The sequence below is a fragment of the Pseudomonas sp. LBUM1656 genome (assembly GCF_059716065.1).
In genome coordinates this window covers 5633732-5658157 of sequence record NZ_CP166800.1, presented here as the reverse complement: position 1 = coordinate 5658157, position 24426 = coordinate 5633732, and the positions used below count along the sequence as shown (strand labels likewise).

24 protein-coding genes are annotated in these 24426 nt (G+C 60.3%); 18 read left to right on the top strand and 6 right to left on the bottom strand.

Features of this window, described 5'->3' with window-relative positions:
- Positions 1-46: 46 nt before the first annotated feature.
- A complete protein-coding gene (gene exaC, locus ACA072_RS25630; protein WP_497621400.1) occupies positions 47-1567 on the bottom strand; it encodes an acetaldehyde dehydrogenase ExaC in 1521 nt (506 codons plus the stop codon).
- A gap of 433 nt (positions 1568-2000) precedes the next feature.
- Here exaC and ACA072_RS25625 point away from each other — a divergent pair, with 433 nt between their 5' ends.
- The 4 genes from ACA072_RS25625 (at position 2001) to ACA072_RS25610 (ending at position 6356) form a co-directional block, all read left to right on the top strand.
- On the top strand, positions 2001-3914 hold the full coding sequence (locus ACA072_RS25625) for a sigma-54-dependent Fis family transcriptional regulator (protein WP_497621398.1): 1914 nt from the start codon (positions 2001-2003) through the stop codon (positions 3912-3914).
- A 186-nt stretch (positions 3915-4100) separates the two neighbouring features.
- Positions 4101-5450: a UDP-N-acetylmuramate:L-alanyl-gamma-D-glutamyl-meso-diaminopimelate ligase gene (mpl, locus tag ACA072_RS25620; RefSeq protein ID WP_109635158.1), complete on the top strand. Its 1350-nt coding sequence runs from the start codon at positions 4101-4103 to the stop codon at positions 5448-5450.
- A complete protein-coding gene (gene ubiX, locus ACA072_RS25615) occupies positions 5447-6079 on the top strand; it encodes a flavin prenyltransferase UbiX (protein ID WP_497621396.1) in 633 nt (210 codons plus the stop codon). Before mpl ends, ubiX begins: the two co-directional genes overlap by 4 nt.
- Positions 6072-6356 (top strand): YceK/YidQ family lipoprotein, encoded by a 285-nt coding sequence (locus ACA072_RS25610; RefSeq protein WP_497621394.1) that lies wholly within the window; start codon positions 6072-6074, stop codon positions 6354-6356. Before ubiX ends, ACA072_RS25610 begins: the two co-directional genes overlap by 8 nt.
- Positions 6357-6517: 161 nt before the next feature.
- On the opposite strand, the gene ACA072_RS25605 is transcribed toward ACA072_RS25610, so the two are convergent.
- The 3 genes from ACA072_RS25605 to ACA072_RS25595 all read right to left on the bottom strand — a co-directional run bounded on the left by ACA072_RS25605 (position 6518) and on the right by ACA072_RS25595 (position 9476).
- Positions 6518-7159 carry an oxidoreductase gene (locus tag ACA072_RS25605; protein ID WP_497621392.1) on the bottom strand — a complete coding sequence of 214 codons (642 nt, stop codon included), beginning with the start codon at positions 7157-7159 and terminating at the stop codon, positions 6518-6520.
- Positions 7160-7186: 27 nt separating this feature from the next.
- Positions 7187-8905 (bottom strand): C13 family peptidase, encoded by a 1719-nt coding sequence (locus ACA072_RS25600; RefSeq protein ID WP_497621391.1) that lies wholly within the window; start codon positions 8903-8905, stop codon positions 7187-7189.
- A 115-nt stretch (positions 8906-9020) separates the two neighbouring features.
- The gene (locus ACA072_RS25595) at positions 9021-9476 is read right to left on the bottom strand and encodes a MaoC family dehydratase (RefSeq protein ID WP_010467353.1); all 456 of its coding nucleotides are present in this window, start codon (positions 9474-9476) and stop codon (positions 9021-9023) included.
- A gap of 197 nt (positions 9477-9673) precedes the next feature.
- On the opposite strand from ACA072_RS25595, the gene ACA072_RS25590 reads away from it, so the two are divergent.
- From ACA072_RS25590 to ACA072_RS25570, 5 genes are all read left to right on the top strand, one after another.
- Positions 9674-10036: a CidA/LrgA family protein gene (locus ACA072_RS25590; RefSeq protein ID WP_131063030.1), complete on the top strand. Its 363-nt coding sequence runs from the start codon at positions 9674-9676 to the stop codon at positions 10034-10036.
- The gene (locus tag ACA072_RS25585) at positions 10033-10749 is read left to right on the top strand and encodes an LrgB family protein (protein ID WP_497621388.1); all 717 of its coding nucleotides are present in this window, start codon (positions 10033-10035) and stop codon (positions 10747-10749) included. The genes ACA072_RS25590 and ACA072_RS25585 overlap by 4 nt, the downstream gene beginning before the upstream one ends.
- A gap of 10 nt (positions 10750-10759) precedes the next feature.
- On the top strand, positions 10760-11350 hold the full coding sequence (locus tag ACA072_RS25580; RefSeq protein ID WP_007998442.1) for an LON peptidase substrate-binding domain-containing protein: 591 nt from the start codon (positions 10760-10762) through the stop codon (positions 11348-11350).
- Positions 11351-11463: 113 nt separating this feature from the next.
- Positions 11464-11676 (top strand): hypothetical protein, encoded by a 213-nt coding sequence (locus ACA072_RS25575; RefSeq protein WP_497621386.1) that lies wholly within the window; start codon positions 11464-11466, stop codon positions 11674-11676.
- 87 nt (positions 11677-11763) lie between these two features.
- Positions 11764-12342: a hypothetical protein gene (locus tag ACA072_RS25570; RefSeq protein ID WP_497621384.1), complete on the top strand. Its 579-nt coding sequence runs from the start codon at positions 11764-11766 to the stop codon at positions 12340-12342.
- Between the two features lie 51 nt (positions 12343-12393).
- On the opposite strand, the gene ACA072_RS25565 is transcribed toward ACA072_RS25570, so the two are convergent.
- A complete protein-coding gene (locus tag ACA072_RS25565; protein ID WP_497621381.1) occupies positions 12394-13710 on the bottom strand; it encodes a bifunctional DedA family/phosphatase PAP2 family protein in 1317 nt (438 codons plus the stop codon).
- Positions 13711-13903: 193 nt separating this feature from the next.
- Positions 13904-14602 (bottom strand): DNA-3-methyladenine glycosylase, encoded by a 699-nt coding sequence (locus ACA072_RS25560; protein ID WP_497621379.1) that lies wholly within the window; start codon positions 14600-14602, stop codon positions 13904-13906.
- A gap of 189 nt (positions 14603-14791) precedes the next feature.
- Between ACA072_RS25560 and ACA072_RS25555 the strand changes: the two genes are divergently transcribed.
- The 9 genes from ACA072_RS25555 to ACA072_RS25515 all read left to right on the top strand — a co-directional run bounded on the left by ACA072_RS25555 (position 14792) and on the right by ACA072_RS25515 (position 24361).
- Positions 14792-16063 carry a glutamate-5-semialdehyde dehydrogenase gene (locus tag ACA072_RS25555; RefSeq protein ID WP_497621377.1) on the top strand — a complete coding sequence of 424 codons (1272 nt, stop codon included), beginning with the start codon at positions 14792-14794 and terminating at the stop codon, positions 16061-16063.
- A gap of 1 nt (position 16064) precedes the next feature.
- Positions 16065-16754 (top strand): nicotinate-nucleotide adenylyltransferase, encoded by a 690-nt coding sequence (nadD, locus tag ACA072_RS25550; RefSeq protein WP_497621375.1) that lies wholly within the window; start codon positions 16065-16067, stop codon positions 16752-16754.
- Positions 16755-16826: 72 nt separating this feature from the next.
- Complete coding sequence (gene rsfS / locus ACA072_RS25545; RefSeq protein ID WP_497621373.1) at positions 16827-17321, top strand: ribosome silencing factor; 495 nt, start codon at positions 16827-16829, stop codon at positions 17319-17321.
- 9 nt (positions 17322-17330) lie between these two features.
- Positions 17331-17798, top strand: a complete 468-nt coding sequence (gene rlmH / locus ACA072_RS25540) for a 23S rRNA (pseudouridine(1915)-N(3))-methyltransferase RlmH (protein ID WP_007937439.1) — start codon at positions 17331-17333, stop codon at positions 17796-17798.
- A 10-nt stretch (positions 17799-17808) separates the two neighbouring features.
- A complete protein-coding gene (mrdA, locus tag ACA072_RS25535) occupies positions 17809-19704 on the top strand; it encodes a penicillin-binding protein 2 (RefSeq protein WP_497621372.1) in 1896 nt (631 codons plus the stop codon).
- Positions 19705-19735: 31 nt separating this feature from the next.
- Positions 19736-20839, top strand: a complete 1104-nt coding sequence (rodA, locus tag ACA072_RS25530) for a rod shape-determining protein RodA (protein ID WP_497625045.1) — start codon at positions 19736-19738, stop codon at positions 20837-20839.
- 17 nt (positions 20840-20856) lie between these two features.
- Entirely contained in the window at positions 20857-21867 is a 1011-nt protein-coding gene (gene mltB, locus ACA072_RS25525) for a lytic murein transglycosylase B (RefSeq protein ID WP_497621370.1), read from the top strand.
- Positions 21867-22880, top strand: a complete 1014-nt coding sequence (locus tag ACA072_RS25520) for a septal ring lytic transglycosylase RlpA family protein (protein ID WP_497621368.1) — start codon at positions 21867-21869, stop codon at positions 22878-22880. The genes mltB and ACA072_RS25520 overlap by 1 nt, the downstream gene beginning before the upstream one ends.
- A gap of 323 nt (positions 22881-23203) precedes the next feature.
- A complete protein-coding gene (locus tag ACA072_RS25515; RefSeq protein WP_497621366.1) occupies positions 23204-24361 on the top strand; it encodes a D-alanyl-D-alanine carboxypeptidase family protein in 1158 nt (385 codons plus the stop codon).
- Positions 24362-24426 lie beyond the last annotated feature (65 nt).

Genomic DNA, 24426 nt, shown 5'->3' with positions numbered 1-24426 from the left:
GCAAGTTCACTCCCACAAGGAGAGTGGCTTGCCTGCGACAGGCGGTTTAGAAGAAGCCCAACGGATTGATGTCGTAGCTCACCAGCAGGTTTTTGGTCTGCTGATAGTGGTCGAGCATCACTTTGTGGGTTTCACGACCGACGCCGGACTTCTTGTAACCGCCGAACGCGGCATGCGCCGGGTACAGGTGGTAGCAGTTGGTCCACACACGACCGGCCTTGATGGCGCGGCCCATGCGGTAGGCGCGGTTGATGTCGCGGGTCCAGAGGCCGGCACCCAGGCCGAACTCGGTGTCGTTGGCGATGGCCAGGGCTTCGGCTTCGTCCTTGAAGGTGGTGATGCTCACCACCGGGCCAAAGATTTCTTCCTGGAACACGCGCATTTTGTTGGTGCCCTTGAGCAGGGTCGGCTGGATGTAATACCCGGTCGCCAGGTTGCCCTCGAGTTTTTCCACCTTGCCGCCGGTCAGCAGCTCGGCGCCTTCGCCCTTGGCGATTTCCAGGTACGAAAGGATTTTGTCGAATTGCTGCTCGGACGCCTGGGCGCCGACCATGGTGTCGGTGTCCAGCGGGTCGCCACGTTTGATCGACAGCACTTTTTTCATCACGACTTTCATGAAGTCGTCGTAGATCGACTCTTGCACCAGTGCGCGAGACGGGCAGGTGCAGACTTCGCCCTGGTTGAAGAACGCCAGCACCAGGCCTTCGGCGGCTTTTTCGATGAAGGTTTCTTCAGCCTGCATGATGTCGGCGAAGAAGATGTTCGGCGACTTGCCACCCAGCTCCACGGTGGACGGAATGATATTTTCGGCGGCGCATTTCATGATGTGCGAGCCGACCGGGGTCGAGCCGGTGAAGGCGATCTTGGCGATGCGTTTGCTGGTGGCCAGGGCTTCGCCGGCTTCTTTGCCGAAACCTTGCACAACGTTGAGTACGCCGGGCGGCAGCAGGTCGCCGATCAGTTCCATGAGCACGGTAATGCCCAGCGGCGTTTGTTCGGCCGGTTTGAGGACCACGCAGTTACCGGCGGCGAGGGCCGGAGCAAGTTTCCAGGCGGCCATCAGGATCGGGAAGTTCCACGGGATGATCTGCCCGACCACGCCCAGCGGTTCGTGGATGTGATAAGCCACGGTGTTGCCATCGATCTCGGCGGCGCTGCCTTCCTGGGCGCGGATGCAACCGGCAAAGTAGCGGAAATGGTCGGCAGCCAGCGGGATGTCGGCGTTGAGGGTTTCACGCACGGCTTTGCCGTTGTCCCAGGATTCGGTGATCGCCAGGACTTCCAGGTTCTGTTCGATGCGGTCGGCGATTTTCAGCAGCACCAGTGAGCGAGCCTGAGCGGACGTGGCGCCCCAGGCATCGGCAGCGGCGTGGGCAGCGTCCAGGGCTTTGTCGATGTCTTCGGCCGTGGAGCGCGGGAATTCGGCAATCGGTTGGCCATTCACTGGCGAGGTATTGGTGAAGTACTGACCTTTGACAGGCGCGATGAACTCGCCGCCGATGTAGTTACCGTATTTGCTCTTGAACGAAACGATAGCGCCTTCAGTACCGGGGTGAGCGTAACGCATGGTGATTTCTCCTTGGCTTTTGTATTTATGAGAGAGGCGCATGTGCGCTTGCTATAAGCGTAGAGCAAAGGTCGGGCCACTGCCCTGCGGGTCAGGCAAATCAAGGCCTTGCGTGGTTTTTGTCGGACCGGCGGATCGTGGCTGTGACGCTTTCGGTACAGTGCTCGTGACAGTTTGTACCGCTTGTGGCACAACCTGTGACTGCTCGGTCTTGCCAGCATTGCAATGCGGGCTAGGCTGGAGGATGCTCGGCTTCGTGTGAATGCATCGCTCTTGTAGCAGCTGCCGAAGGCTGCGTTCGAGGGCGAAGCACTCGCCTCGGTTTGAGCAACAAATCCGAGACTCAGGTTTTACGACTGCTTCGCAGCCGGACGCAGCCTTCGGCAGCTGCTACACGGAAGCGGACCGGACTCTGCGCAGAGAATAATAAGAAATGCACGACAACCATTTGAGTCGCCATGCCCAGCAAGTCTTGACCGTCACCCAGGGCAAATCTCACCTGCACGGTCCAGGCAGCGATCCGTCGATTGCCCGTTCCTGGCTGCGCTGTCTTGAGGACTATCACCTTGACCCGGCCCTGACGATGGCGCCGACGGTGCTGGAACATGGTCGCGTACTCGAAAGCCGCGAACGCTTGCAGCAGGTGCTGCACATCGCCGGCAATGAAATGACCAGCCTTCACCAGCAACTCTCCGGCGCCGGCCACGCGGTGCTGCTGACCGACGCCCGCGGGGTGATCCTCAACTGCGTCACCGCGCCTGCCGAACGGAAAATCTTCGAGCGCGCAGGCCTGTGGCTCGGCGCAGACTGGAGCGAAGCCTGCGAAGGCACCAATGGCATCGGTACCTGCCTGGTGGAGCGCCAGTCGCTGACCATTCACCAGGACGAACATTTTCGCGGCCGCCACACGGGGCTGACGTGTTCGGCGAGCCCCGTATTCGATCCGCATGGCGAACTGCTGGCGGTGCTCGACGTGTCCTCGGCGCGTCACGAGGTCTCCCGGCAGAGCCAATTTCACACCATGGCCCTGGTCAATCTTTCGGCGAAGATGATCGAGAGCTGCTATTTCCTGCGCTACTTCGACAATCAATGGCTGCTGCGTTTTCATCTGCAGGCTGAGTCCGTCGGGCTGTTCAGCGAAGGGTTGCTGGCGTTCGACGGGGAAGGGCGGATCAGCGCGGTGAACCAGAGTGCGCTGAACCTGCTGGGACATATTCGCGGCGGATTGTTGGGCAAGCCGGTCGAGGCGTTTTTTGATTGCTCGCTGGACGATTTGCTCGGCCGCGCCAGTGTCAACGCCAGCGCCAGTTGGCCCTTGCGCACCCGTGACGGACGGTGTCTGTTTGCTTTGTTGCGCGGGCAGCCGCGCAGCATTCCGGTGCCGGTGGTGCCAAGCCCGGTGATTGCCGAGCGTCCTCGTCTGTCGGGCATCTGTCTGGGCGACATCGTGTTGCAGGAAGATTTCCGCAAATCCTTGAGAGTCTTCGAGCGAGACGTGCCGCTGTTGATCAATGGCGAAACCGGCTCCGGCAAAGAGGCCTTCGCCAAAGCTGTGCATCAGGCCAGCCAGCGGGCCGAGAAAGCCTTCGTCGCCCTGAACTGTGCGGCGATCCCCGAAAGCCTGATCGAGAGCGAATTGTTTGGTTATCGCGGCGGCAGCTTCACCGGTGCGCGCAAGGAAGGCATGCGCGGCAAGTTGCAACAGGCGGATGGCGGCACGCTGTTTCTCGATGAAATCGGCGACATGCCCCTGGCTTTGCAAACCCGGCTATTAAGGGTGCTGGAAGATCGTCAGGTGGTGCCGATTGGCGGCGAGCCGGAGGCGGTCAATGTGCGGATCATCAGTGCCACTCACCGTAATTTGCTGGAGCGGGTGCAGGACGGCAGCTTCCGTGAAGATTTGTATTACCGGCTCAATGGGCTGGAGGTTGCGTTGCCGGCGTTACGTGATCGCAGTGACAAATCTCAGTTGCTCGATTTCCTGCTGGCTGAAGAGGCGGGCGGGGAAACCGTACTGATCGACGAGCCAGCACGGCAGGCTCTGCTCGGGTTTGCGTGGCCGGGGAATGTGCGGCAGTTGCGCAACGTACTGCGTACCTTGGCGGCGTTGTGTGACGGCGGGCGGATCGGGCTGGAGGATTTGCCGGCGATGATTCGCCAGGTTCGACCGGTGCCAGTCTTGATCGTTGAAGAGCCATCCGAATATCCGCTGGACGATGCAGAGCGGTTGGCGTTGCTCAATGCGCTGGAGCAGACGCGCTGGCACATGACTCATACCGCTGAACACCTCGGTGTAAGCCGTAACACCCTCTACAGAAAACTGCGTAAACACGGCATCGCCCGGTAAACCGCGTCGCGGCCAATCGCGGGCAAGCCCGCGCCCACATGACTTGCGGTGTGAACACCATTGTCCGAGCGCCGCTGGACCTTGTGGGAGCGGGCTTGCCCGCGATTGGCGTCAGTGAGACCGAAACACAAGGTGCGATTTTCCCCTCCCTACGCTAACCTGCGGCCATGTTTTACGAGGTCGACTATGCACATTCATATTCTTGGTATCTGCGGCACTTTCATGGGTTCGATGGCGGTTCTGGCCAAAGAGCTGGGCCATCACGTGACGGGCTCCGATGCCAACGTCTATCCGCCGATGAGCACTCAGCTTGAAGCGCAGGGCATTGAGTTGACCCAAGGCTACGATCCCGCCCAACTCGATCCGGCGCCGGACCTGGTGGTGGTCGGTAACGCCATGTCCCGCGGCAACCCGGCCGTCGAGTATGTGCTCAACAAAGGCCTGCCTTACGTCTCCGGCCCGCAATGGCTGGCCGACCACGTGCTGCAAGGTCGCTGGGTCCTGGCCGTCGCCGGCACCCATGGCAAAACCACCACCAGCAGCATGCTCGCCTGGGTCCTGGAACACGCGGGCATGAGCCCGGGTTTCCTGATCGGCGGCGTGCCGCAGAATTTCTCGGTGTCGGCGCGTCTGGGCGGCACACCGTTCTTCGTCATCGAAGCCGACGAATACGACAGCGCTTTCTTCGACAAGCGCTCCAAGTTCGTCCACTACCGCCCGCGCACGGCGATCCTGAACAACCTGGAATACGATCACGCCGACATCTTCCCCGATCTGCCCGCCATCGAGCGCCAGTTTCACCATTTGGTGCGGACCATCCCGAGCGAAGGCCTGGTAATCCACCCGACCACCGAGCCGGCATTGCAGCGCGTCATCGAGATGGGCTGCTGGACGCCGGTGCAAACCACCGGTGCCGGCGGTCAATGGCAGGTCAAACTGCTCAGCGAAGACGGCTCGAAGTTCGAAGTGATGTTCGAAGGCGTCGCCCAAGGCGTGGTCGATTGGGACATGACCGGCCAGCACAACGTGGCTAACGCCCTGGCCACATTGGCGGCGGCTCGCCATGTTGGCGTGGTGCCTGCCATGGGCATCGCCGCGTTGAGCGCGTTCAAAAGCGTGAAACGCCGGATGGAGAAAGTCGCCGAAGTTCGCGGCATCACCATCTACGACGACTTCGCTCACCACCCGACGGCGATTGCGACGACCCTCGACGGCCTGCGCAAACGCATCGGTGATGCGCCGTTGATTGCGATCATCGAGCCGCGTTCCAATTCCATGAAGCTCGGCGCTCACCGCGACGGCTTGCCGGAAAGCGTGGTCGATGCCGATCAGGTGATCTGGTACGCACCTGCCAACCTTGGCTGGGACCTGGGCGCGACCGCCGCGTTGTGCACCGTGCCGTCGATTGTCAGCGATTCGCTGGAAGGCATTATCGAGCGCGTGAAGAGCCAGGCCCAGCCCGGCACTCACGTGGTGATCATGAGCAACGGCGGCTTCGGCGGCCTGCACGGCAAACTCGCCGAGGCGCTGCAATGAACAACGTCCCGGAACGCATCACCCTCGCGATGACCGGCGCTTCGGGCGCCCAGTACGGTTTACGCCTGCTCGACTGCCTGATCCGCGAAGACCGCGAAGTGCACTTCCTGATCTCCAAGGCTGCGCAACTGGTGATGGCCACCGAGACAGACGTCACGCTGCCGGCCAAACCGCAGACGATGCAGGCTTTCCTCACTGAATACACCGGCGCGGCCGCCGGGCAAATCAAGGTGTACGGCAAGGAAGACTGGATGTCGCCAGTGGCCTCGGGCTCCGGTGCGCCCGCGGCGATGGTGGTCGTTCCTTGCTCCACTGGAACCTTGTCCGCCATCGCGACCGGTGCCTGCAACAACCTGATCGAACGGGCTGCCGATGTGACGTTGAAAGAGCGTCGCCAGCTGATTCTGGTGCCGCGTGAGGCGCCGTATTCGAGCATTCATCTGGAGCACATGCTCAAGTTGTCGAACATGGGCGTGACGATTTTGCCGGCTTCGCCAGGCTTCTATCACCAGCCGCAGACCATCGATGACTTGATCGACTTTGTCGTGGCGCGGATTCTCAACCTGTTGAACATTCCGCAAGACATGCTGCCGCGTTGGGGTGAACACCATTTGAGCAGCGATGAATAAGCTGCTGATTATGCTGCTGGCGCTGCAACTGACAGGCTGCGCCACGGCGCGCACGCTGGACGCCGCCAAGCCTGGGGCGCCCGTGGTGTATTCGGGGACGCGTCTGGATTTGTATGCCTTGAATGGTGGGTGCTGCGCCATGGATCGGTTTGGCGCCGAAGCGCCGAGTTATCCTGGTGTTGACCTGCCGGCCAGCGCGCTGCTCGACACGCTGTTGTTGCCGTTGTCGTTGCTGACGGTGATCGGGGTGGGTTTTCAGGCGACTGGCGGGTTGTAGCGTTCGACTTTGAGTCTGTGTCGCGCCCTTCGTCGGATCGCCGCCCGGAGCAAGCCCGCTCCCACATTTGACCGAGTGATACGAGCGAACACGGTCAAATGTGGGAGCGGGCTTGCTCCGGGCGGCGATCCGACGAAGGCGTCTCTTCAGACGCCACAGGTTTATTTGCCTAACTTGCGCAACTCATCCGACTCGACAATCCGCACCCCATCCTGTTCTTCCAGTGCCAGCCGCCACATCGCGCGGGCCAGTTGGCAGGCTTCGATGCCGCGGTATTTGCCAGGAATCAACCGGGATAACGGCCCGACGAATTGCTCGGCCATGCGCGGTTCGAGTCGCTCGCCCAGCAACACTGAAGGTCGGCAAATGGTCAGCTGCGGCCAGTCCTGCGCGCGCAATGCATACTCCATTTCGCCTTTGACCCGGTTGTAGAAAACTGAAGATCTGCGATCAGCCCCCAAGGCACTGATCACGATCAAATGCCGTGCGCCCATCTCCCGCGCGCGTTTGGCGAACGCCACCACCATGTCCAGATCCACCGCGCGAAAGGCCTGCTCCGAGCCGGCCTGTTTGATGGTTGTGCCGAGGCAGCAGTAAGCGATGTCGACGCGACCGTTCAGTTGCGGCAAAAACACCGCCGGGTCGCCGACCGGGTTTTCCAGGTGGGGATGCTCGGCCAGCGGCCGGCGTGAGGGGGCCAGTACCCTTGAAATCGTTGGCTCATTGAGCAGGCGATCGAGCAGATGTTCACCGGTTAACCCGGTGGCTCCGGCAAGCAATACATGCTGAGGCGTCAAGTACATAGTGTTTCTCCCTTGATACTGTTCAGCTTAGTTGCTCTTTGCATCCTTGTTGCTGATAGAGACACTTTGTAGTGCTTTTCGTGCCTGCTGCTTGCGTAACAGCTGCCAGTGAGAGAGAACGGTTTTCGGCGCCCAGATCTGCGGTTCAGAGGCTTCGAAGCCATCCGCCAGCTCACGCTCCGCCACCGTGGCCTTGGCCAGCTTGAAGGCTTGCTCCAGGTCGTCGGTCTGGTTCAGCGCCTGGGCGAACAGCGCGTCGCCGAAGTAGGTGAAGTTGGCTTCTTCCGAGCAACCGAAGGACACCCGGTCAGCGCGCGAGGCGGTCATGATCAGCGTGCGTTCATCCTTGAGCGCGGGGATGAAGCCGCCGGAATAGCAGGACGAAATCACAATGATCTTGTCGCGATTCTTCAGGGGCGCGAGGACGGCGGCGAGTTCGTCGGCCGGCAGGTCGGCCAGCTCCATGCGCGGCTGATCGAGCACCAGTTCATGCTCGCTGCTGCCATGGCTGGTCAGGTAGATGAAGATCAAGTCTTCCGGGCCGCTGCGTTCGGCCAGGGTCATCGCGGCGCGGCGCAGGTTTTCCCTGGTGGCCATCGGTCGGTCGACGAGGTGGTCGCGATGGTTCACCAGGCGAATCTGGCCGAAGGCGCCGAAGCGGCTGGTGAGCATGTTGCTGACGTAATCGGATTCACGCAGGAACACACTCTGCTTGCCGTCGCCGCCCAGGGTCAGGGTGTACAGCTCGACCACTGGGGTCGAGGCCGGTACGCTCGACAGGGCTTCATCGAGTAAGCGGCCCTGGGCCAGCAAGCCGAGCTCCAGGGTGTCGGGTAGCAACTTGCCATCGGCGTCGCGAACACGCTGGCCGTTGATCCACGTACCGCTTTGCACCGTGCCGTCGGTGAGCACCAGGGTGCCGCGCCCCGAGTAGCTGTCACTGTCGAACTGGCCGATATAGAAGCTGCCGTCGGGCAGGTTCAATCGACCTTGACCGGTAAAGCGCCAGTCACTGAACTGGCCGATGTAATGGCTGCCATCAGCACCGATCAACTCGCCTTTGCCGTTCAGCGAACCTTCCTTGAACTGGCCCAGCCAGACATCGCCGTCGGCGTTCTCGTAGCGGCCTTTGCCATGCAGTTGATTGTTCTTGAAGCCACCGACATAGATGTCGCCGTCGGCGCTGTTGAAGGTCCCGTTGCCTTCCAGTTGACCGTCCTTGAAGTGCCCGGTGAACTGATTGCCACTGCCATCGCCACGCTGGCCTTCGCCGTTGGGTTTGCCGTGGGCGAACTGGCCCTGATAGGAGCTGCCGTCATCGAGTTCGAGACGACCGAACCCTGAATATTGATCGGCCTTGAATTCACCGCGATAGGTCATCGCGTTTTCTTTGAGGGTACCTTCACCGTCACGGCGACCGAGTTTGAATCCGCCGGTGTAGCTGCTGCCGGGGGTGGTCAGCGTGCCCTGGCCGTCGAACAAGCCTTGATTGAATTGTCCGCGATAGACCTCGCCGTTGCTGCCATGCCATTCGCCCTGGCCATGCCATTGCCCTTTGTCGAACTCGCCGGCGTACCAACTGCCGTTCGGATAGTCGATGCGGCCCTGGCCTTGCAGCAAGCCGTTGACCAGATCACCGCGATAACGCCCGCCGTCCGGCAAGCGGGCATCGGGGGGCAGCAGCGATTCGCCATCGCCGCAAGCGGTGAGCAACAGGGTCAAGGCGAGGAGGGCAAGTGAGCGCATAGCGGGATCCGGGCAATTATGCGACGGAGTATGCCGCAGCTATGTGTCGCATTTATAGAGACACGGCAGAGACACAGCGCGAAACAGCGTGAGCTGTTTCGCAATCAGGCATGTATCAGACGAAACAGAGGGACAGCGGCTCAGCGATATACGCCGGTTTGTCCGACCCTTCGATTTCAAGCGTGGCGGTGGCTTTGAGCAGCCATTGGCCGGGTTTCTTCTCGATGACTTCGTTCATGTCGACCTTTAGCCGAACCCTGGAGTTGACCTTCACGGGCTGGATGAAGCGCACGCTGTCCAGGCCATAGTTGACCACCATCTTCGCCCCTTGAGGGAGGATCAGGATGTCTTCCATCAGTTTCGGGATCAGCGACAGCGACAGGAATCCGTGGGCAATGGTGCTGCCAAATGGCGTTTGCGCGGCTTTGACCGGGTCGACGTGGATGAACTGATAATCACCTGTGGCTTCGGCGAACAGGTTGATGCGCTCCTGATCGATGGTGAGCCATTCGGAACGTCCGAGTTCCTTGCCGACATAATCTTTGAGCTCTGCAACGGGAACATAGGGCATTGAGACTCTCCTTGGGTTTCATCGGATTTATAGTTTTTCGAGTGGGGGGATTTGACCTCCCTGTGAACCACTTTAGATCAACATGGCAAATTGCTCCGGTCAACCGACCATGCTTTTGGCGAATGCCGATCCATAGCGTTGACGTGCTTATAATGCCCGGCCCCTTTTTGGTGGGGAGTGCGTGCGGGAGATGCTGGATGTTGTTACGTGGCCTGACCTGGCTGGTGCTGTTCCAATTGCTGGGCACAGCCATCAACCATTTGTTTTTGCCGGTACTGCCCGGGCCGATTGTCGGCCTGCTGCTGTTGCTGGTGTACCTGATTTCACGCGGGCAAGTCGGCGAGCCGTTGAACCTCGCGGCCAGCAGCCTGCTGCGTTATTTGCCGTTGCTGCTGGTGCCTCCGGCCGTGGGCGTGATGGTTTACGCCAAGGACATTGCCGCGGACTTCTGGGCCATCGTCGGCGCGCTGGTGTTGTCGCTGGTGCTGTCCATGGCGTTTGCCGGGGTGCTGATGCAGCGCATGGTCAAGCGTCATGCCCATCGCGGAGATCGCCAATGAGCCTCGATTGGCACGGCGCACTGGACTCGGTGATCCATCATCCGTTGTTCGGCATCGGCATTACGCTGGGCGCTTATCAACTGGTGCTGGCGGCCTTCGAGAAAACCCGCTGGATCTTTCTGCAACCGGTGCTGGTTTCCATGCTGTTGGTGATCGGCGTACTGACGGTGTGTGGCATCACCTTTATCGAATACCGCAAGAGCACCGAGATCCTCAGCATCCTGCTCGGGCCTGCGACCGTCGCACTGGCGGTCCCGCTGTACCTCAATCTGCGACGGATTCGGCAGTTGTTCTGGCCGATATTTACTACGCTGGTGGTAGGCGGCGTGGTTGCCACGGGCATGGGCGTGTTGCTGGGCTGGTGGTTTGGCGCCGAGCACATGATCCTGATGACCATGGCGCCGAAGTCGGTGACGTCGCCGATTGCCATGCTGGTGGCTGAGCAGATAGGTGGTGTCGCGGCGCTGGCGGCGGTGTTCGTGTTGATCACCGGCGTGATCGGTGCGATCTTCGGCCCGAGCCTGTTGACCCGGCTGGGTGTTCACAGCCCTGAAGCCCGGGGCATGGCGCTGGGCATGACCGCCCATGCGGTCGGGACCTCGGTGGCCTTGCAGGAAAGTGAAGAATGCGGCGCCTTCGCGGCGCTGGCGATGAGTCTGATGGGCGTGGCCACGGCGGTGTTCCTGCCGTTGGCGGTGTCGATGGTGGTGTAAGGAAATGTCTATGAGCTTGCCGCTTTTTCCGTTGAACACGGTGCTGTTCCCTGGTTGCATCCTCGACCTGCAAATATTCGAGGCGCGCTACCTGGACATGATCGGCCGCTGCATGAAACAGGGCGGCGGCTTCGGCGTGGTGTGCATTCTCGACGGCGAAGAAGTCGGCATCGCCCCGGCTGGCTATGCGCTGGTGGGGTGTGAAGCGCTGATCACCGATTTCAAACAGCAGGACAATGGCCTGCTGGGCATTCGCGTGCAGGGCGGGCGGCGTTTTCATGTATTGCGCACCGAGGTGCAGCGCGATCAATTGACCGTCGCCGAGGTCGAGTGGCTGGAAGACGAGCCCGAGCAACCGCTGCAGGACGAGGATGCCGACCTGGTTGCGCTGCTCAAGGCGTTGGCCGAACACCCGATGGTCGAAGCGTTGAACATGGGCACTGAAGCAACCGGGCAGCAGTCCCTGGCCAATCAGCTGGCGTACCTGCTGCCCTTTGCCGAACTGGACAAGATCGACCTGTTGCAACTCGATGATCCCCAGCAGCGACTGGATGCGATTCAGGCACTGCTGGATGAGTTGCAGGGTGAGTTGTTTGCCTAGTTGTACTTTGTATTAAGTTGTCTGGTTCGCCACTATTGTCTTCGCATGATTCCGTCAGTAGTTTCCAGTTATTCGCATGACGCGGATTAACTTTTAACTATAAGGATGTAGTCATGACAGTTTATGAAGATGAGTGGGCGTTCTGGGATGATATTGTCGGGCGCTATATCTTGAAGCACGCTGGCACCGAATCCAATACGGCGAACATTATTGAGGCGGCGGCTTATTATGCCGACTCAATGGTTGTCGCGCGACGTAAACGCAAGCGCGTGAAACTTCCAGGTGGAGGCACTGCCGATGTTTCAGACGCCTCCATGGCGCAGTGAGCGGTTATTAAACACTCGGCGAAAAACCGCGTCCTGCGTGTATCGCTGGAAAAAACAAGAATTGAGTGAAAGCACTTGAGGTGATTCATGTCTCTGGAAAATCGAAGCAATGCATTTACCGCTAATCTTTATGTCGACGGGACGCCGGTGGTGCTCAACCAGCAACGCCTGAAACTGCGGCTGCGTGACCCGCGAATCACCAGGCGCGAGCGCCTGGATGTGGAAGTGGCGTTGGCGAGTCACGACAGTGCAAGTGTTCTGACGCTGGCCGATCATGAGGATGACAAACCCTTGTTGTTAAAGTTTGTCCCCCGGGCTGACAAATATGAAATTGTGGCTGTTATCCGAGGTGCTTATGAGGGTGGGCGTTTAAAAGTTAATGCCGGGTCCCATCATTTATACATCAGCAACGATTCGCAAAGCTCTGAATTTTCAATCCGCACGCATGGGGCGGAGCGGGCAGGTTTTCATGATCTCGATGGCGGCCCAGTATATGTTCAGCTTGTGAGTGAGCTTAACGGTCGTTCGTTATATCTTGCTGCTGATAGAGGGAAGGTGCATTTTAAAAATGTAGACCCTAACGCCACCAAGCATGATGCGTTCAATAATGATCCTGTCAATTTCGTGATCAAGATTATTGATAAGCCGGGTCAGGAGCGCAAGTGAATGTATGCCATCAGTCCTGGCGACTGATGGCATCTGTTTCTGGCGGCGTAGTTAATACGCATACCTCAACATCGCATGCGGCAGATGCCGCAACGCAAAGAACCCAAACAGCGCCACCAGCGCCGGCAACACCAGCCACCAGACCTTGGGCGGCATGGCGTTGAGCGGCGTCTGACGCTGGCTCAGCCACAAACTCGCCGCACAGACGCACGCCGCCAGCATCGCGCCGGCCAGTACATCCGTCGGCCAGTGCGCGCCCAGGTACACCCGCGACAGCGCAATCGCCAGCGCCGGCAAACAACCCAGCAGCAACCAGGTCAGGCGCATCCGTGGTGGCTGACCGCGACCGGCCAGTACGGCAAGCGTCAGGAACAGCGCGAAGGCGCCCGAGGCGTGGCCGCTGGGCATGCTATAGCTGGTCAGCGGATCGCTCAGTACTTCCGGGCGCACGCGGGCGAAAAACTGTTTGGTGAAGGTGTTGCCGAGGGCGGTGAAGAGCAGGGTGCCACCGGCGAAAATAGCCTGGCGCCACTGCCGGGTGAGCAGCAGCAAGCCGGTGAGCAGGGCGCTGAACAGCAGCATGTTGCGGAACTCGCCGATCAGCGTGAAGGTGACAGCCACTTCATCGAGCATCGGGCTGCGGTGTTCCTGCACCAGGGTCATCACGCCTTGATCGAGCGCGGTCAGGTGCGGGTAGCCGATAAACAGCCCTGCCAGAATCAACAAGCCGAGGCTGGCTATATAGGCGGTGGCGTGGCGATGGCGGCGCAGGCTGCTGGTCACACTCAAGCCGATCATTAGCGCAATGCTGCCGGCGACGATCCCTGCTTCAGGCCAGAAACCTTCGGGCAATGGCAAGCGAATCGCCGCGCCCGTGGCCCAGCCGGGCAGCAAGTAAGCGATGCTCCAGCCCGCGGCGGCCAGCAAGCTGACGGCGGCGAAACGCGGGAACGGCATGTCGAACATCCCGGCGACCATTGGCAGCATCGGGCGCAGCGGGCCGATAAATCGTCCGACCAGCAGGCTGGCGATGCCGTAGCGCTGGAAATATGCCTCGGCACCGGCGATCCATTCCGGGTGATGGCGCAACCCTGGCAGACGCCGGATGTTCTGGTGGAAATGTCGACCGATGAAGTACGAAACGATATCGCCCAGCACGCCGGCGACGAACCCCAGCAACAGCGTTTCACTCAATGACAGCGCGCCGCTGCCGGCCAATACCGCCACGGCGAACAGCAACACCGTGCCGGGCACGATCAACCCGGCAATCGCCAGGCATTCCACGAATGCCACGATGAACACCGCTGCGGCCAGCCATTGCGGGTTTGCCGCCAGCCAACCGGTCACGCTATCGAGCCATGGGCCCATAAAAACAACTCCCTCTGATGTTCAATTGGTCCCTTGGGACGAACGCAATCTCAAAACACTACAAGTTCCTTGTGGGAGTGGGCTTGCTCGCGAAGGCGGCCTACCAGTCAATATTGATGTCGCCTGATACTCCGCTTTCGCGAGCAAGCCCGCTCCCACAGGGATTTCCTTCTACCTCTAGTCCGGGTACATCTCAGGTCAGCAAAAAATAATCGCGACCTTCGACCTGCCCCCGTCGCAGCGGGTTCCGCGTGCAATATGGCGCGTATGCAGCATCGACGAAGCGGTACATCAAATGCTCATCGCGTCCATGGGGAATGCCCAAGCGCGTGGTTTGAATGATGTGAGCCGGCGCCGGGCCGACGTCTTCGACCAGCAACACCTCATGGTCAAAACGTTTGGCATCCCAGACCGGCACCTTCAAGCCCAGCGACTTGCAAAGCAACGTTTGCCCGGCGCAAAGCTTTTGCGACGGGCGAGGACGGCCCTGGGCGTCGGGATTGTTTAGCAGCATCTGCGCCAGACTCGCCGGCCCGCTCAACTCATCGACCCATGGATAAGCGGATTTGATCAGCACCGCGTTGCCCGGCCCCTGGGCGCTGAAGTTAAGGGAATCACCGCCGCGGGCGTAATACATATAAATGTGCCCGCCATCCAGAAACAAAGCCTTACGCTTTTCTGTGTAACCAAGGGACGCATGGCTGCCTTTTTCTTCGCAGTAGTAGGCCTCGGTCTCAATAATCCGGGCGCTGAGCCACAGGTCGCCGACCCGATGACGGATGACCTTGCCGAGTAAATCCCGGGCCAGGGTTTGTGCGTCGCGGTCGAAAAACGCGTCCGCAAGCCCCGTGGGCAGGCGTGCAGCGGACGTTCGAACAGTCAGGTTGGACATGATGAACGGTGTTTATCAAGGCTGATTGAGTCGTGATGATAACAATTTGCAGCTTAATCCCGGCTGAACGTCGGCTAATTGCCCTCCATTTCGACCATCCGCCCGTCACCGCTGTTAGTCCCGGGACGCGACAGCTATAATCTGCCGCTTTACTCTTTACCAAGACCTTAGCAAAGACCACCACAGACAATGACTGAGTCCGTTCTCGACTATATGACCCGCCTGGGTCGCGCCGCCCGCGAGGCTTCTCGCGTCATTGGCCGTGCCAGCACTGCGCAGAAAAACCGCGCGTTGCAGGCGGCTGCCAATGCGCTGGACGCTGCACGCGCCGAGCTGACGGCGGCCAATGAGCTGGATTTGGCCGCAGGTCGCGCCATTGGTCTTGAGCCGGCATTGCTTGAGCGTCTGGCACTGACCCCGGAACGCATCGACGGCATGATCGTCGGTTTGCGTCAGGTCGCGGCACTGCCTGACCCCGTCGGCGCGATTCGCGACATGAGCTTCCGGCCGTCGGGCATTCAGGTCGGCAAGATGCGCGTGCCGTTGGGCGTGATCGGGATCATCTACGAATCCCGGCCGAACGTGACCATCGATGCCGCGAGCCTGTGCCTGAAGTCCGGCAACGCGACCATCCTGCGTGGCGGTTCCGAGGCAATCAATTCCAATCGCGCCATCGCTGCCTGCATTCAACGTGGTCTGGCCGAGGCAGAATTGCCCGCCGCCGTGGTGCAGGTGGTCGAAACCACTGACCGTGCCGCCGTTGGCGCCCTGATCACCATGCCTGAGTACGTCGATGTCATCGTGCCCCGTGGCGGCCGTGGCTTGATCGAGCGCGTCAGCCGCGATGCCCGGGTGCCGGTGATCAAACACCTGGACGGCATCTGCCACGTCTACGTCAGCGCCAACGCCGATCTGCCGAAAGCCCGGCGCATCGCCTTCAATGCCAAGACTTATCGTTATGGCATCTGTGGCGCGATGGAAACGCTGCTGGTAGATCAAACCGTTGCCAAGGATTTCCTGCCGTCGATGGCGGCACAGTTCCGCGAGAAAGGCGTCGAACTGCGCGGATGCGAGCGCACCCGGGCGATCATCGAGGCTGTCTTGGCCACGGAAGAAGACTGGAACACCGAATACCTGGCGCCGATTCTCTCGATCCGCGTCGTCGACGGGCTGGACCAGGCCATCGAACACATCAATCAGTACGGCTCGCATCACACCGACTCGATCGTCAGCGAAAACCTCGCCGACACGCGGCGTTTTGTAGCGGAAGTCGATTCATCGTCGGTGATGATCAATACGCCAACCTGCTTCGCCGATGGCTTCGAATACGGATTGGGTGCCGAGATTGGCATTTCTACTGATAAGCTGCACGCCCGCGGCCCGGTGGGCCTCGAAGGTCTGACCTGCGAGAAGTACATCGTGGTCGGTGATGGCCAGTTACGCGGCCAGGCGTCGGTCTGACTTGGGCGACCTCAAAGCGTCAGCCCCGCAAATCGCCAGCGAGCCTGCGCCTCGACGTATTGGCGTATTGGGCGGGACGTTCGACCCGGTGCACATCGGCCATTTGCGCGGTGCACTGGAAGTCGCCGAATCGCTGGCGCTCGACGAGTTACGCCTGACACCCAGTGCCAGGCCGCCACATCGCGGTACGCCGCAGGTGTCGGCGAAGGACCGTCTGGCGATGGTCGAGTGCGCGGTGGCCGGTGTGGCGCCGCTGGTGGTGGACGCCCGCGAATTGCAGCGGGACAAACCGTCCTACACCATCGACACCCTGGAACTGATGCGCGCCGAACTGGCCGCCTCTGACCAGGTTTTTCTACTTTTGGGCTGGGACGCATTTTGCGGCCTGCCCACTTGGCACCGCTGGGAAGAGTTGCTCCAGCATTGCCACATCCTGGTGCTGCAACGCCCGGATGCCGACAGCGAACCGCCGGATGCCTTGCGCAATCTATTGGCGGCACGCTCGGTGAGCGACCCGCTGGCCCTCAAAGGGCCGAGCGGACAGATTGCATTCGTCTGGCAGACGCCGCTCGCGGTATCCGCCACCCAGATCCGTCAACTGCTGGCCAGCGGTAAGTCGGTACGTTTCCTGGTGCCCGACGCGGTCCTGGCCTACATCGATGCGCACGGACTCTACCGTGCGTCGAACTGAAAAAGGGAGCGCTTCAAAACACGTGAACGCGTGTACCGAAGCGCCCGAACATACGAGCAAAACGAGTTTTATATGACGAACAAAGACGTAACTAAAGTAAAGCGCAAAGGCACGTTCAAGAGCGCCCCGCTGCCTGAGCCGGTTCTCAGCACCGAGCCCCTGAAGGGTGATGAGCTGGTCAAGGTTGCCGTAGCCGCCCTGGAAGACGTCAAGGGCCAGGACATCCAGGTGATCGACGTTCGTGAAAAGCAGAGCATCACTGACTACATGATCATCGCCACCGGTACCTCCAACCGCCAGATCGGCGCGATGCTGGACAAGGTCCGCGAAGCCGTCAAAGCCCTGGGCGTCAAGCCACTGGGTGAAGAAGGCAAGGGCGACAGCGACTGGGTGCTGCTGGATATGGATGACGTCATCGTGCACATGATGACGGCTTCGGCTCGTCAGTTTTACGACCTCGAGCGCCTGTGGTCCGGTGCGGAACAGAGCCGTGCTCTGAACGCGGCTCACCACAGCCCGGAAAACACCCATGAGCACTTCGTCAAGCTCAACAAAGACCAGCAATAAGGGCCCGCTGTGCGACTGCGACTGATCGCCGTCGGTTCACGCATGCCCAAGTGGGTGGAAGAAGGCTGGCATGAATATGCCAAGCGTCTTCCGTCCGAGCTGGCGCTGGAACTGGTGGAAATACCGCTCAATACCCGTGGCAAGAACGCCGACGTGGCACGCTTCATCCGTCAGGAAGGCGAAGCCATGCTGGCCAAGGTCGGGCCGAATGAGCGTGTTGTCACCCTCGAAGTCCACGGCAAGCCCTGGAGTACCGAGCAGTTGGCGGTCGAACTCGATCGCTGGCGGCTGGACTCGCGCACGGTGAATTTCATGGTCGGCGGCCCCGAAGGGCTGGCGCCGGAAGTCTGTGCGCGGGCCGATCAGCGCTGGTCGTTGTCGCCGTTGACGTTGCCGCACCCGCTGGTGCGGATTCTGATCGGCGAACAGCTGTATCGTGCCTGGACAGTCTTGTCCGGCCACCCTTACCACAAGTAGTTCTGCCCTCATGCCCCAGCCGATCCGCATCAAGGACCACGAAAAAGACGCCCGTCTGGTGCGTGGCCGCGTCGTGTTCGGGGCCATTGCGGTGGTGTTGCTGATCTGTGTGCTGATCGCGCGGCTGTATTTCCTCCAGGTAATCCAGTACGAGTACCACTCGACCCTGTCGGAAAACAACCGCGTCCATGTGCAACCGATTCCCCCGACCCGCGGGCTGATTTTCGACCGCAATGGCGTGGTGGTGGCCGATAACCGGCCCAGCTTCAGCCTGAGCATGACCCGCGAACGGTCCGGCGACTGGCAGCAAGTGCTCGACGTGATCGTCGAAGTGCTGGAACTGACGCCCGAAGATCGGGTGATCTTCGAGAAGCGCATGCGTCAGGGGCGTCGGCCGTTCGAGCCGGTGCCGATCCTGTTCGAGCTGACTGAAGAGCAGATTGCCCGCATCGCGGTGAATCAGTTCCGTCTGCCGGGGGTGGAAGTAGTCGCGCAGTTGGTGCGTCACTACCCGCAGGGCCCGCACTTTGCGCACTCGGTGGGTTACATGGGGCGGATCAACGAGAAAGAGCTGAAGTCCCTCGATCCGGTCAATTACAGCGGCACCCATCACATCGGCAAAACCGGCATCGAGCGGTTCTACGAGCCCGAACTGCACGGCCAGGTGGGTTACGAAGAAGTTGAAACCAACGCTCGGGGCCGCGTCTTGCGCGTGCTCAAGCGTACCGATCCGATTCCCGGCAAGGACATTGTCCTGAGCCTGGACATCAAATTGCAGGAAGCTGCCGAAGCGGCACTCGGCGGTCGTCGTGGTGCGGTGGTGGCGCTGGACCCGAAAACCGGCGAAGTGCTGGCGATGGTCAGTGCGCCGAGTTTCGACCCGAACCTGTTCGTCACCGGCATCGGCTTCAAGGCCTATGCCGAGCTGCGCGATTCCATCGACCGGCCACTGTTCAACCGCGTGCTGCGCGGCCTGTACCCGCCGGGCTCGACCATCAAACCGGCGGTGGCAATTGCTGGCCTGGATGCTGGCGTTGTGACCGCGTCGAGTCGGGTGTATGACCCAGGCTATTACCAGTTGCCCAACTACGATCACAAATACCGTAACTGGAACCGTACCGGTGACGGCTACGTCGATCTCGACACGGCGATCATGCGGTCCAACGACACCTACTTCTACGACCTGGCCCACAAGCTGGGAATCGATCGCTTGTCGGCGTACATGACCAAGTTCGGCATCGGCCAGAAGGTCTCGCTGGACATGTTCGAAGAGTCACCGGGGCTGATGCCGACACGGGAATGGAAGCGTGCAACCCGACGTCAGGCCTGGTACCCGGGAGAAACACTGATTCTGGGGATCGGTCAGGGCTACATGCAGTCCACGCCGCTGCAACTGGCCCAGGCCACTGCGCTGGTCGCGAACAAGGGTGTCTGGAACCGTCCGCACCTGGCCAAGACCGTCGAAGGCGAGCGGCCCAAGGATGAAAACCCGATTCCGGACATCGTACTGCGCGACCCGTCCGACTGGACCAAGGTCAACCACGGCATGCAGCAGGTGATGCACGGTGCCCGGGGTACGGCACGCAAAGCGGCGATCGGTGCGCAATACCGCATCGCGGGCAAAAGTGGTACGGCCCAGGTGGTCGCGATCAAGCAGGGCGAGAAGTACGACCGCTCCAAGGTTCAGGAACGCCACCGCGACCACGCCTTGTTCGTCGGCTTTGCGCCAGCCGACAACCCGCAAATCGTGGTGTCGGTGATGGTCGAGAACGGCGAGTCCGGATCCGGCGTCGCCGCGCCCGTGGTGCGTCAGATCATGGACGCCTGGCTTCTGGACCAAGACGGTCGGTTGAAGGCCGAATACGCCAGCCCTATCAGTGCGGAGGCTACGGCCCGTGAAGAGTAATTTCGATCGCATCCTCTCCAGCGAGGATGTGATGCGTCGCCGCGCGACGCTGTTGCAACGCATGCACATTGACGGCCCGTTGCTGATCCTGCTGCTGACCCTCGCCGCTGGCAGCCTGTTCGTGCTGTATTCGGCCAGTGGCAAGAGCTGGGACCTGCTGGCCAAGCAAGCCACTTCGTTCGGCATCGGCCTGGTGTCGATGATCGTCATCGCCCAGTTCGAGCCGCGTTTCATGGCCCGCTGGGTGCCGGTCGGTTATGTGATCGGCGTGCTGTTGCTGGTGGTGGTGGACGTCATGGGTCACAACGCCATGGGTGCCACGCGCTGGATCAACATTCCGGGGGTGATCCGCTTCCAGCCTTCGGAGTTCATGAAGATCCTGATGCCGGCGACCATCGCCTGGTACTTGTCCAAGCGCACGTTGCCGCCGCAGCTCAAGCATGTGGGCGTCAGTCTGTTCCTGATTGGCTTGCCCTTTATCCTGATCGTGCGTCAGCCGGACCTCGGCACCTCGCTGCTGATCCTCGCGGGTGGCGCATTTGTTTTGTTCATGGGTGGCCTGCGCTGGCGCTGGATTCTCACCGTGTTGGCCGCGGCAGTACCGGTGGCCGTGGCAATGTGGTTTTTCATCATGCACGACTACCAGAAGCAGCGAATCCTGACGTTCCTTGACCCGGAGAGCGACCCGCTCGGCACCGGCTGGAACATCATTCAGTCGAAAGCCGCCATCGGTTCCGGCGGCGTATTCGGCAAAGGCTGGCTGCTCGGCACCCAGTCGCACCTGGACTTCCTGCCGGAAAGCCACACTGACTTCATTATTGCTGTGATGGGTGAGGAATTCGGCCTGGTCGGCATCTGCGCGCTGCTGTTGATTTACTTATTGTTGATCGGTCGCGGGCTGGTGATTACCGCCCAGGCCCAGACATTGTTCGGCAAATTGCTCGCGGGCGCCCTGACCATGACGTTTTTTGTTTACGTTTTCGTCAACATCGGTATGGTCAGTGGCCTGTTGCCGGTTGTGGGGGTGCCGTTGCCGTTCATTAGCTACGGAGGAACTTCGCTGGTAACGCTGCTGTCAGCGTTTGGGGTTTTGATGTCGATCCATACCCATCGTAAGTGGATCGCACAGGTTTGAATAAGGTGAAGATGTCAATGCAAGTAATGCGTGGCTGGGCGACTCGATACGCGCCATGGGTCGCCCTGGTAAGCATCCTTGGTACCGCGCAGCAAGCGTGGGCCGGCGATTACGAAGGCTCACCCCAGGTGGCCGAATTCGTCGGTGAAATGACCCGCGACTACGGTTTTGCCGGTGAACAGCTGATGGGCGTGTTCCGCGAAGCCGAGCGCAAGCAGTCGATTCTGGACGCGATCTCGAAGCCTGCCGAACGGGTCAAGCAGTGGAATGAATACCGCCCGATGTTCATCACCGACGCGCGCATCGCCCGTGGTGTGGACTTCTGGCGTCAGCACGAGGCAGTACTGGCCCGTGCCGAGCAGGAATATGGTGTGCCAGCGCAGGTGATTGTCTCGATCATCGGCGTTGAGACCTTTTTCGGCCGCAATACCGGCAATTTCCGGGTGATCGACGCCTTGTCGACCCTGGGTTTCGACTATCCTCCCCGTGCCGAATTCTTCCGCAAGGAATTACGTGAGTTCCTGTTGCTGGCCCGTGAGGAACAGGTCGATCCGCTGACCCTCAAAGGCTCCTACGCCGGGGCAATGGGTTTGCCGCAGTTCATGCCGAGCAGTTTTCGCGCGTATGCGGTGGACTTCGACGGTGACGGCCACATTAATATCTGGACCAACCCGGACGATGCCATTGGCAGCGTCGCCAGTTATTTCAAGCGTCACGGCTGGGTCGCCGGCGAGCCGGTGGTCAGCCGCGCCGATGTGCGTGGTCAGCAGGTAGACGAAGGTTTGACGACGGGCATCGAGCCGACTAAAACGGTCGGGGAGTTGCGAGCCCTGGGCTGGTCGAGTCATGATGCGCTGCGCGATGATATGCCGGTCACGGCTTTCCGCCTGGAAGGTGACAAAGGCCCCGAATACTGGATGGGCCTGAAGAATTTTTACGCAATCACGCGTTATAACCGCAGCGTGATGTACGCCATGGCGGTACATCAACTGTCTGAACAGCTGGTACAAGCACGGGGCGTCAAGTAATGCGGGCATTGCCTATGAATAAACCCCTGAAGCTGATGGCTTTCGCCGCGTTGGCGATGCTGGTCGCCAGTTGTTCGACCAGCCGCGCGCCGGCTCAGAAATCTTCATCCACCGCCGTGCGTTCTACGCCGGGGCTGGACATCAACCGTGCGCACAAAGATGGCGCGCCGTGGTGGGATGTCGACGTATCGCGCATCCCGGATGCCACGCCGACCCTGCACTCCGGTCCTTATAAAGCCAACCCGTACACTGTGTTGGGCAAGACCTACTTTCCGCTGCAAGAATCCAAGACCTATGTCGCCTCGGGCACGGCGTCCTGGTACGGCACCAAATTCCACGGTCAGAACACCGCCAATGGCGAGGTGTATGACCTGTACGGCATGAGTGCCGCTCACAAGACTTTGCCACTGCCAAGTTACGTTCGGGTGACCAACCTGGACAACAACAAGAGCGTGATCCTGCGGGTCAACGATCGCGGGCCGTTCTACTCGGACCGCATCATCGACTTGTCCTATGCCGCCGCGAAAAAGCTCGGTTATGCCGAAACCGGTACGGCGCGGGTCAAGGTTGAAGGCATCGATCCGCAGCAGTGGTGGGCACAAAAGGGCCGTCCGGCGCCTTTGATGCTCAACGAGCCGCAAGTAGCGCAAAATGCCGCGCCGACGATTACCGCTTCGGCCGGCACCGTCGAGCAATGGACGCCACCGCCGCAGCAACACGCGGCGGCCGTAGTGCCCGTGCAGATTGATGCAAAAAAAAACGCTTCTGTACCAGCCTCTGGCCAGTATCTGCAGGTGGGCGCGTTCGCCAACCCGGACGCTGCAGAACTCCTGAGATCGAAGCTCAGCGGGATGGTGAGCGCTCCGGTGTTCATCAGCTCGATCGTGCGTAATCAACAGACCTTGCACCGGGTGCGCCTGGGGCCGATCGGCTCGCCGGGTGAAATCCAGCAAGTGCAGAACAGTGTGCGCCTGGCCAATCTCGGTTCGCCGAGCGTGGTCACCGCCGAGTAATACGTAGTACTTGATTGACGGTTCGCTTGCGTTTTGGGGGGTGGACCTGGTTGTTGGCTCGTTGAAGAACAAAAGCCCGGCAAGGGTTCTGAGTGAACGACTGAACACGCGACAGCTCGTAGGGTTTGTTTGCAAACTCGCCGAGCGGCGATCAGGCAAGGCAAAAACAGGTGAGGAAGCGGAGTGTAGGGGACCTACATGAGCATTCCGAGTCTGTTTTTAACGCAGCATGATCGTCGCGCAGGCAGTTTGCGGACAAAGCCTGAAGGCTGTCTGATTAGTTTTGCCTTTTGGCAGTTTCCATTAGCGATTTCGAGAGACGGATGAACATCACCACCTTTGCCAAACGCCTGTGTCTGCTAGTCCCGCTGCTCCTCCCGCCTGCCGCGTTCGCGGTCGAGATGATGCCGTCGCCACCACAACTGGCCGCTAAATCCTACGTACTCATGGACGCCAGCAGCGGCAACGTGCTGGTCGAGAACAATGGTGACCAGCGTCTGCCGCCGGCCAGCCTGACCAAGCTGATGACCGCGTACATCGCGACCCTGGAAATCCGTCGTGGCCAGATCGGTGAAAACGATCCGGTGACCGTCAGCGAAAACGCCTGGCGTACCGGCGGTTCGCGGATGTTCATCAAGGTCGGCTCGCAGGTGACTGTCAGCGACCTGCTGCACGGCATCATCATTCAGTCGGGTAACGACGCCAGTGTTGCGCTCTCCGAGCACATCGCCGGCAGCGAAGACGCATTCGCCGACATGATGAACAAAACCGTGGCCGACCTGGGCATGACCAACAGCCACTTCATGAACCCGACCGGTCTGCCGAACCCTGAGCATTACTCGTCGGCTCACGACATGGCCGTGCTGGCTCGCGCGATCATCCACGAAGACCCGGCTCACTATGCGATCTACTCGCAGAAAGAGTTCTTCTGGAACGGCATCAAGCAACCTAACCGCAACCTGCTGCTGTGGCGCGACAAGACCGTCGACGGTCTGAAAACCGGTCACACTGACGAGGCCGGCTACTGCATGGTGTCTTCGGCTGTCCGTGACGGCATGCGCCTGATCGCGGTGGTGTTCGGCACCAACAGCGAAGTGGCTCGTGCTTCCGAAACCCAGAAGCTGCTGACCTACGGTTTCCGCTTCTTCGAAACCCAGACCTTCTATCAGAAAGGCGCCGAGCTGGCTCAGGCCCCTGTCTGGAAAGGCAGCACTAATCAAGTCAAGGCCGGCCTGGCTCAAGACCTGACCATGACCCTGCCAAAAGGCCAGCTGAAAAAGCTCGCCGCGAGCATGACCATGAACCCGCAACTGGTTGCGCCAATCGCCAAGGGCGACGTGATCGGTAAAGTCGAAGTGAAACTGGACGACAAGGTGGTGCACAGCGCCGACCTGATCGCCCTGGACGCTGTCGAGGAGGGTGGTATCTTCCGCCGCATGTGGGATAGCATCCGTCTATTCTTCTACGGCTTGTTCAACTGAATTAGTGTGGACTTGCATGGCCCCGCTCCAATCCGGAGCGGGGCCATGTCCGTTGCCACGGCTTA

Excerpts from the sequence above, each read along its gene's own strand:
- exaC (WP_497621400.1), bottom strand. The coding sequence starts at position 1,567 with ATGCGTTACGCTCACCCCGGTACTGAAGGCGCTATCGTTTCGTTCAAG.
- ACA072_RS25625 (WP_497621398.1), top strand. The coding sequence starts at position 2,001 with ATGCACGACAACCATTTGAGTCGCCATGCCCAGCAAGTCTTGACCGTC.
- mpl (WP_109635158.1), top strand. The coding sequence starts at position 4,101 with ATGCACATTCATATTCTTGGTATCTGCGGCACTTTCATGGGTTCGATG.
- ubiX (WP_497621396.1), top strand. The coding sequence starts at position 5,447 with ATGAACAACGTCCCGGAACGCATCACCCTCGCGATGACCGGCGCTTCG.
- ACA072_RS25610 (WP_497621394.1), top strand. The coding sequence starts at position 6,072 with ATGAATAAGCTGCTGATTATGCTGCTGGCGCTGCAACTGACAGGCTGC.
- ACA072_RS25605 (WP_497621392.1), bottom strand. The coding sequence starts at position 7,159 with ATGTACTTGACGCCTCAGCATGTATTGCTTGCCGGAGCCACCGGGTTA.
- ACA072_RS25600 (WP_497621391.1), bottom strand. The coding sequence starts at position 8,905 with ATGCGCTCACTTGCCCTCCTCGCCTTGACCCTGTTGCTCACCGCTTGC.
- ACA072_RS25595 (WP_010467353.1), bottom strand. The coding sequence starts at position 9,476 with ATGCCCTATGTTCCCGTTGCAGAGCTCAAAGATTATGTCGGCAAGGAA.
- ACA072_RS25590 (WP_131063030.1), top strand. The coding sequence starts at position 9,674 with ATGTTGTTACGTGGCCTGACCTGGCTGGTGCTGTTCCAATTGCTGGGC.
- ACA072_RS25585 (WP_497621388.1), top strand. The coding sequence starts at position 10,033 with ATGAGCCTCGATTGGCACGGCGCACTGGACTCGGTGATCCATCATCCG.
- ACA072_RS25580 (WP_007998442.1), top strand. The coding sequence starts at position 10,760 with ATGAGCTTGCCGCTTTTTCCGTTGAACACGGTGCTGTTCCCTGGTTGC.
- ACA072_RS25575 (WP_497621386.1), top strand. The coding sequence starts at position 11,464 with ATGACAGTTTATGAAGATGAGTGGGCGTTCTGGGATGATATTGTCGGG.
- ACA072_RS25570 (WP_497621384.1), top strand. The coding sequence starts at position 11,764 with ATGTCTCTGGAAAATCGAAGCAATGCATTTACCGCTAATCTTTATGTC.
- ACA072_RS25565 (WP_497621381.1), bottom strand. The coding sequence starts at position 13,710 with ATGGGCCCATGGCTCGATAGCGTGACCGGTTGGCTGGCGGCAAACCCG.
- ACA072_RS25560 (WP_497621379.1), bottom strand. The coding sequence starts at position 14,602 with ATGTCCAACCTGACTGTTCGAACGTCCGCTGCACGCCTGCCCACGGGG.
- ACA072_RS25555 (WP_497621377.1), top strand. The coding sequence starts at position 14,792 with ATGACTGAGTCCGTTCTCGACTATATGACCCGCCTGGGTCGCGCCGCC.
- rsfS (WP_497621373.1), top strand. The coding sequence starts at position 16,827 with ATGACGAACAAAGACGTAACTAAAGTAAAGCGCAAAGGCACGTTCAAG.
- mrdA (WP_497621372.1), top strand. The coding sequence starts at position 17,809 with ATGCCCCAGCCGATCCGCATCAAGGACCACGAAAAAGACGCCCGTCTG.
- rodA (WP_497625045.1), top strand. The coding sequence starts at position 19,736 with ATGCGTCGCCGCGCGACGCTGTTGCAACGCATGCACATTGACGGCCCG.
- mltB (WP_497621370.1), top strand. The coding sequence starts at position 20,857 with ATGCAAGTAATGCGTGGCTGGGCGACTCGATACGCGCCATGGGTCGCC.
- ACA072_RS25520 (WP_497621368.1), top strand. The coding sequence starts at position 21,867 with ATGCGGGCATTGCCTATGAATAAACCCCTGAAGCTGATGGCTTTCGCC.
- ACA072_RS25515 (WP_497621366.1), top strand. The coding sequence starts at position 23,204 with ATGAACATCACCACCTTTGCCAAACGCCTGTGTCTGCTAGTCCCGCTG.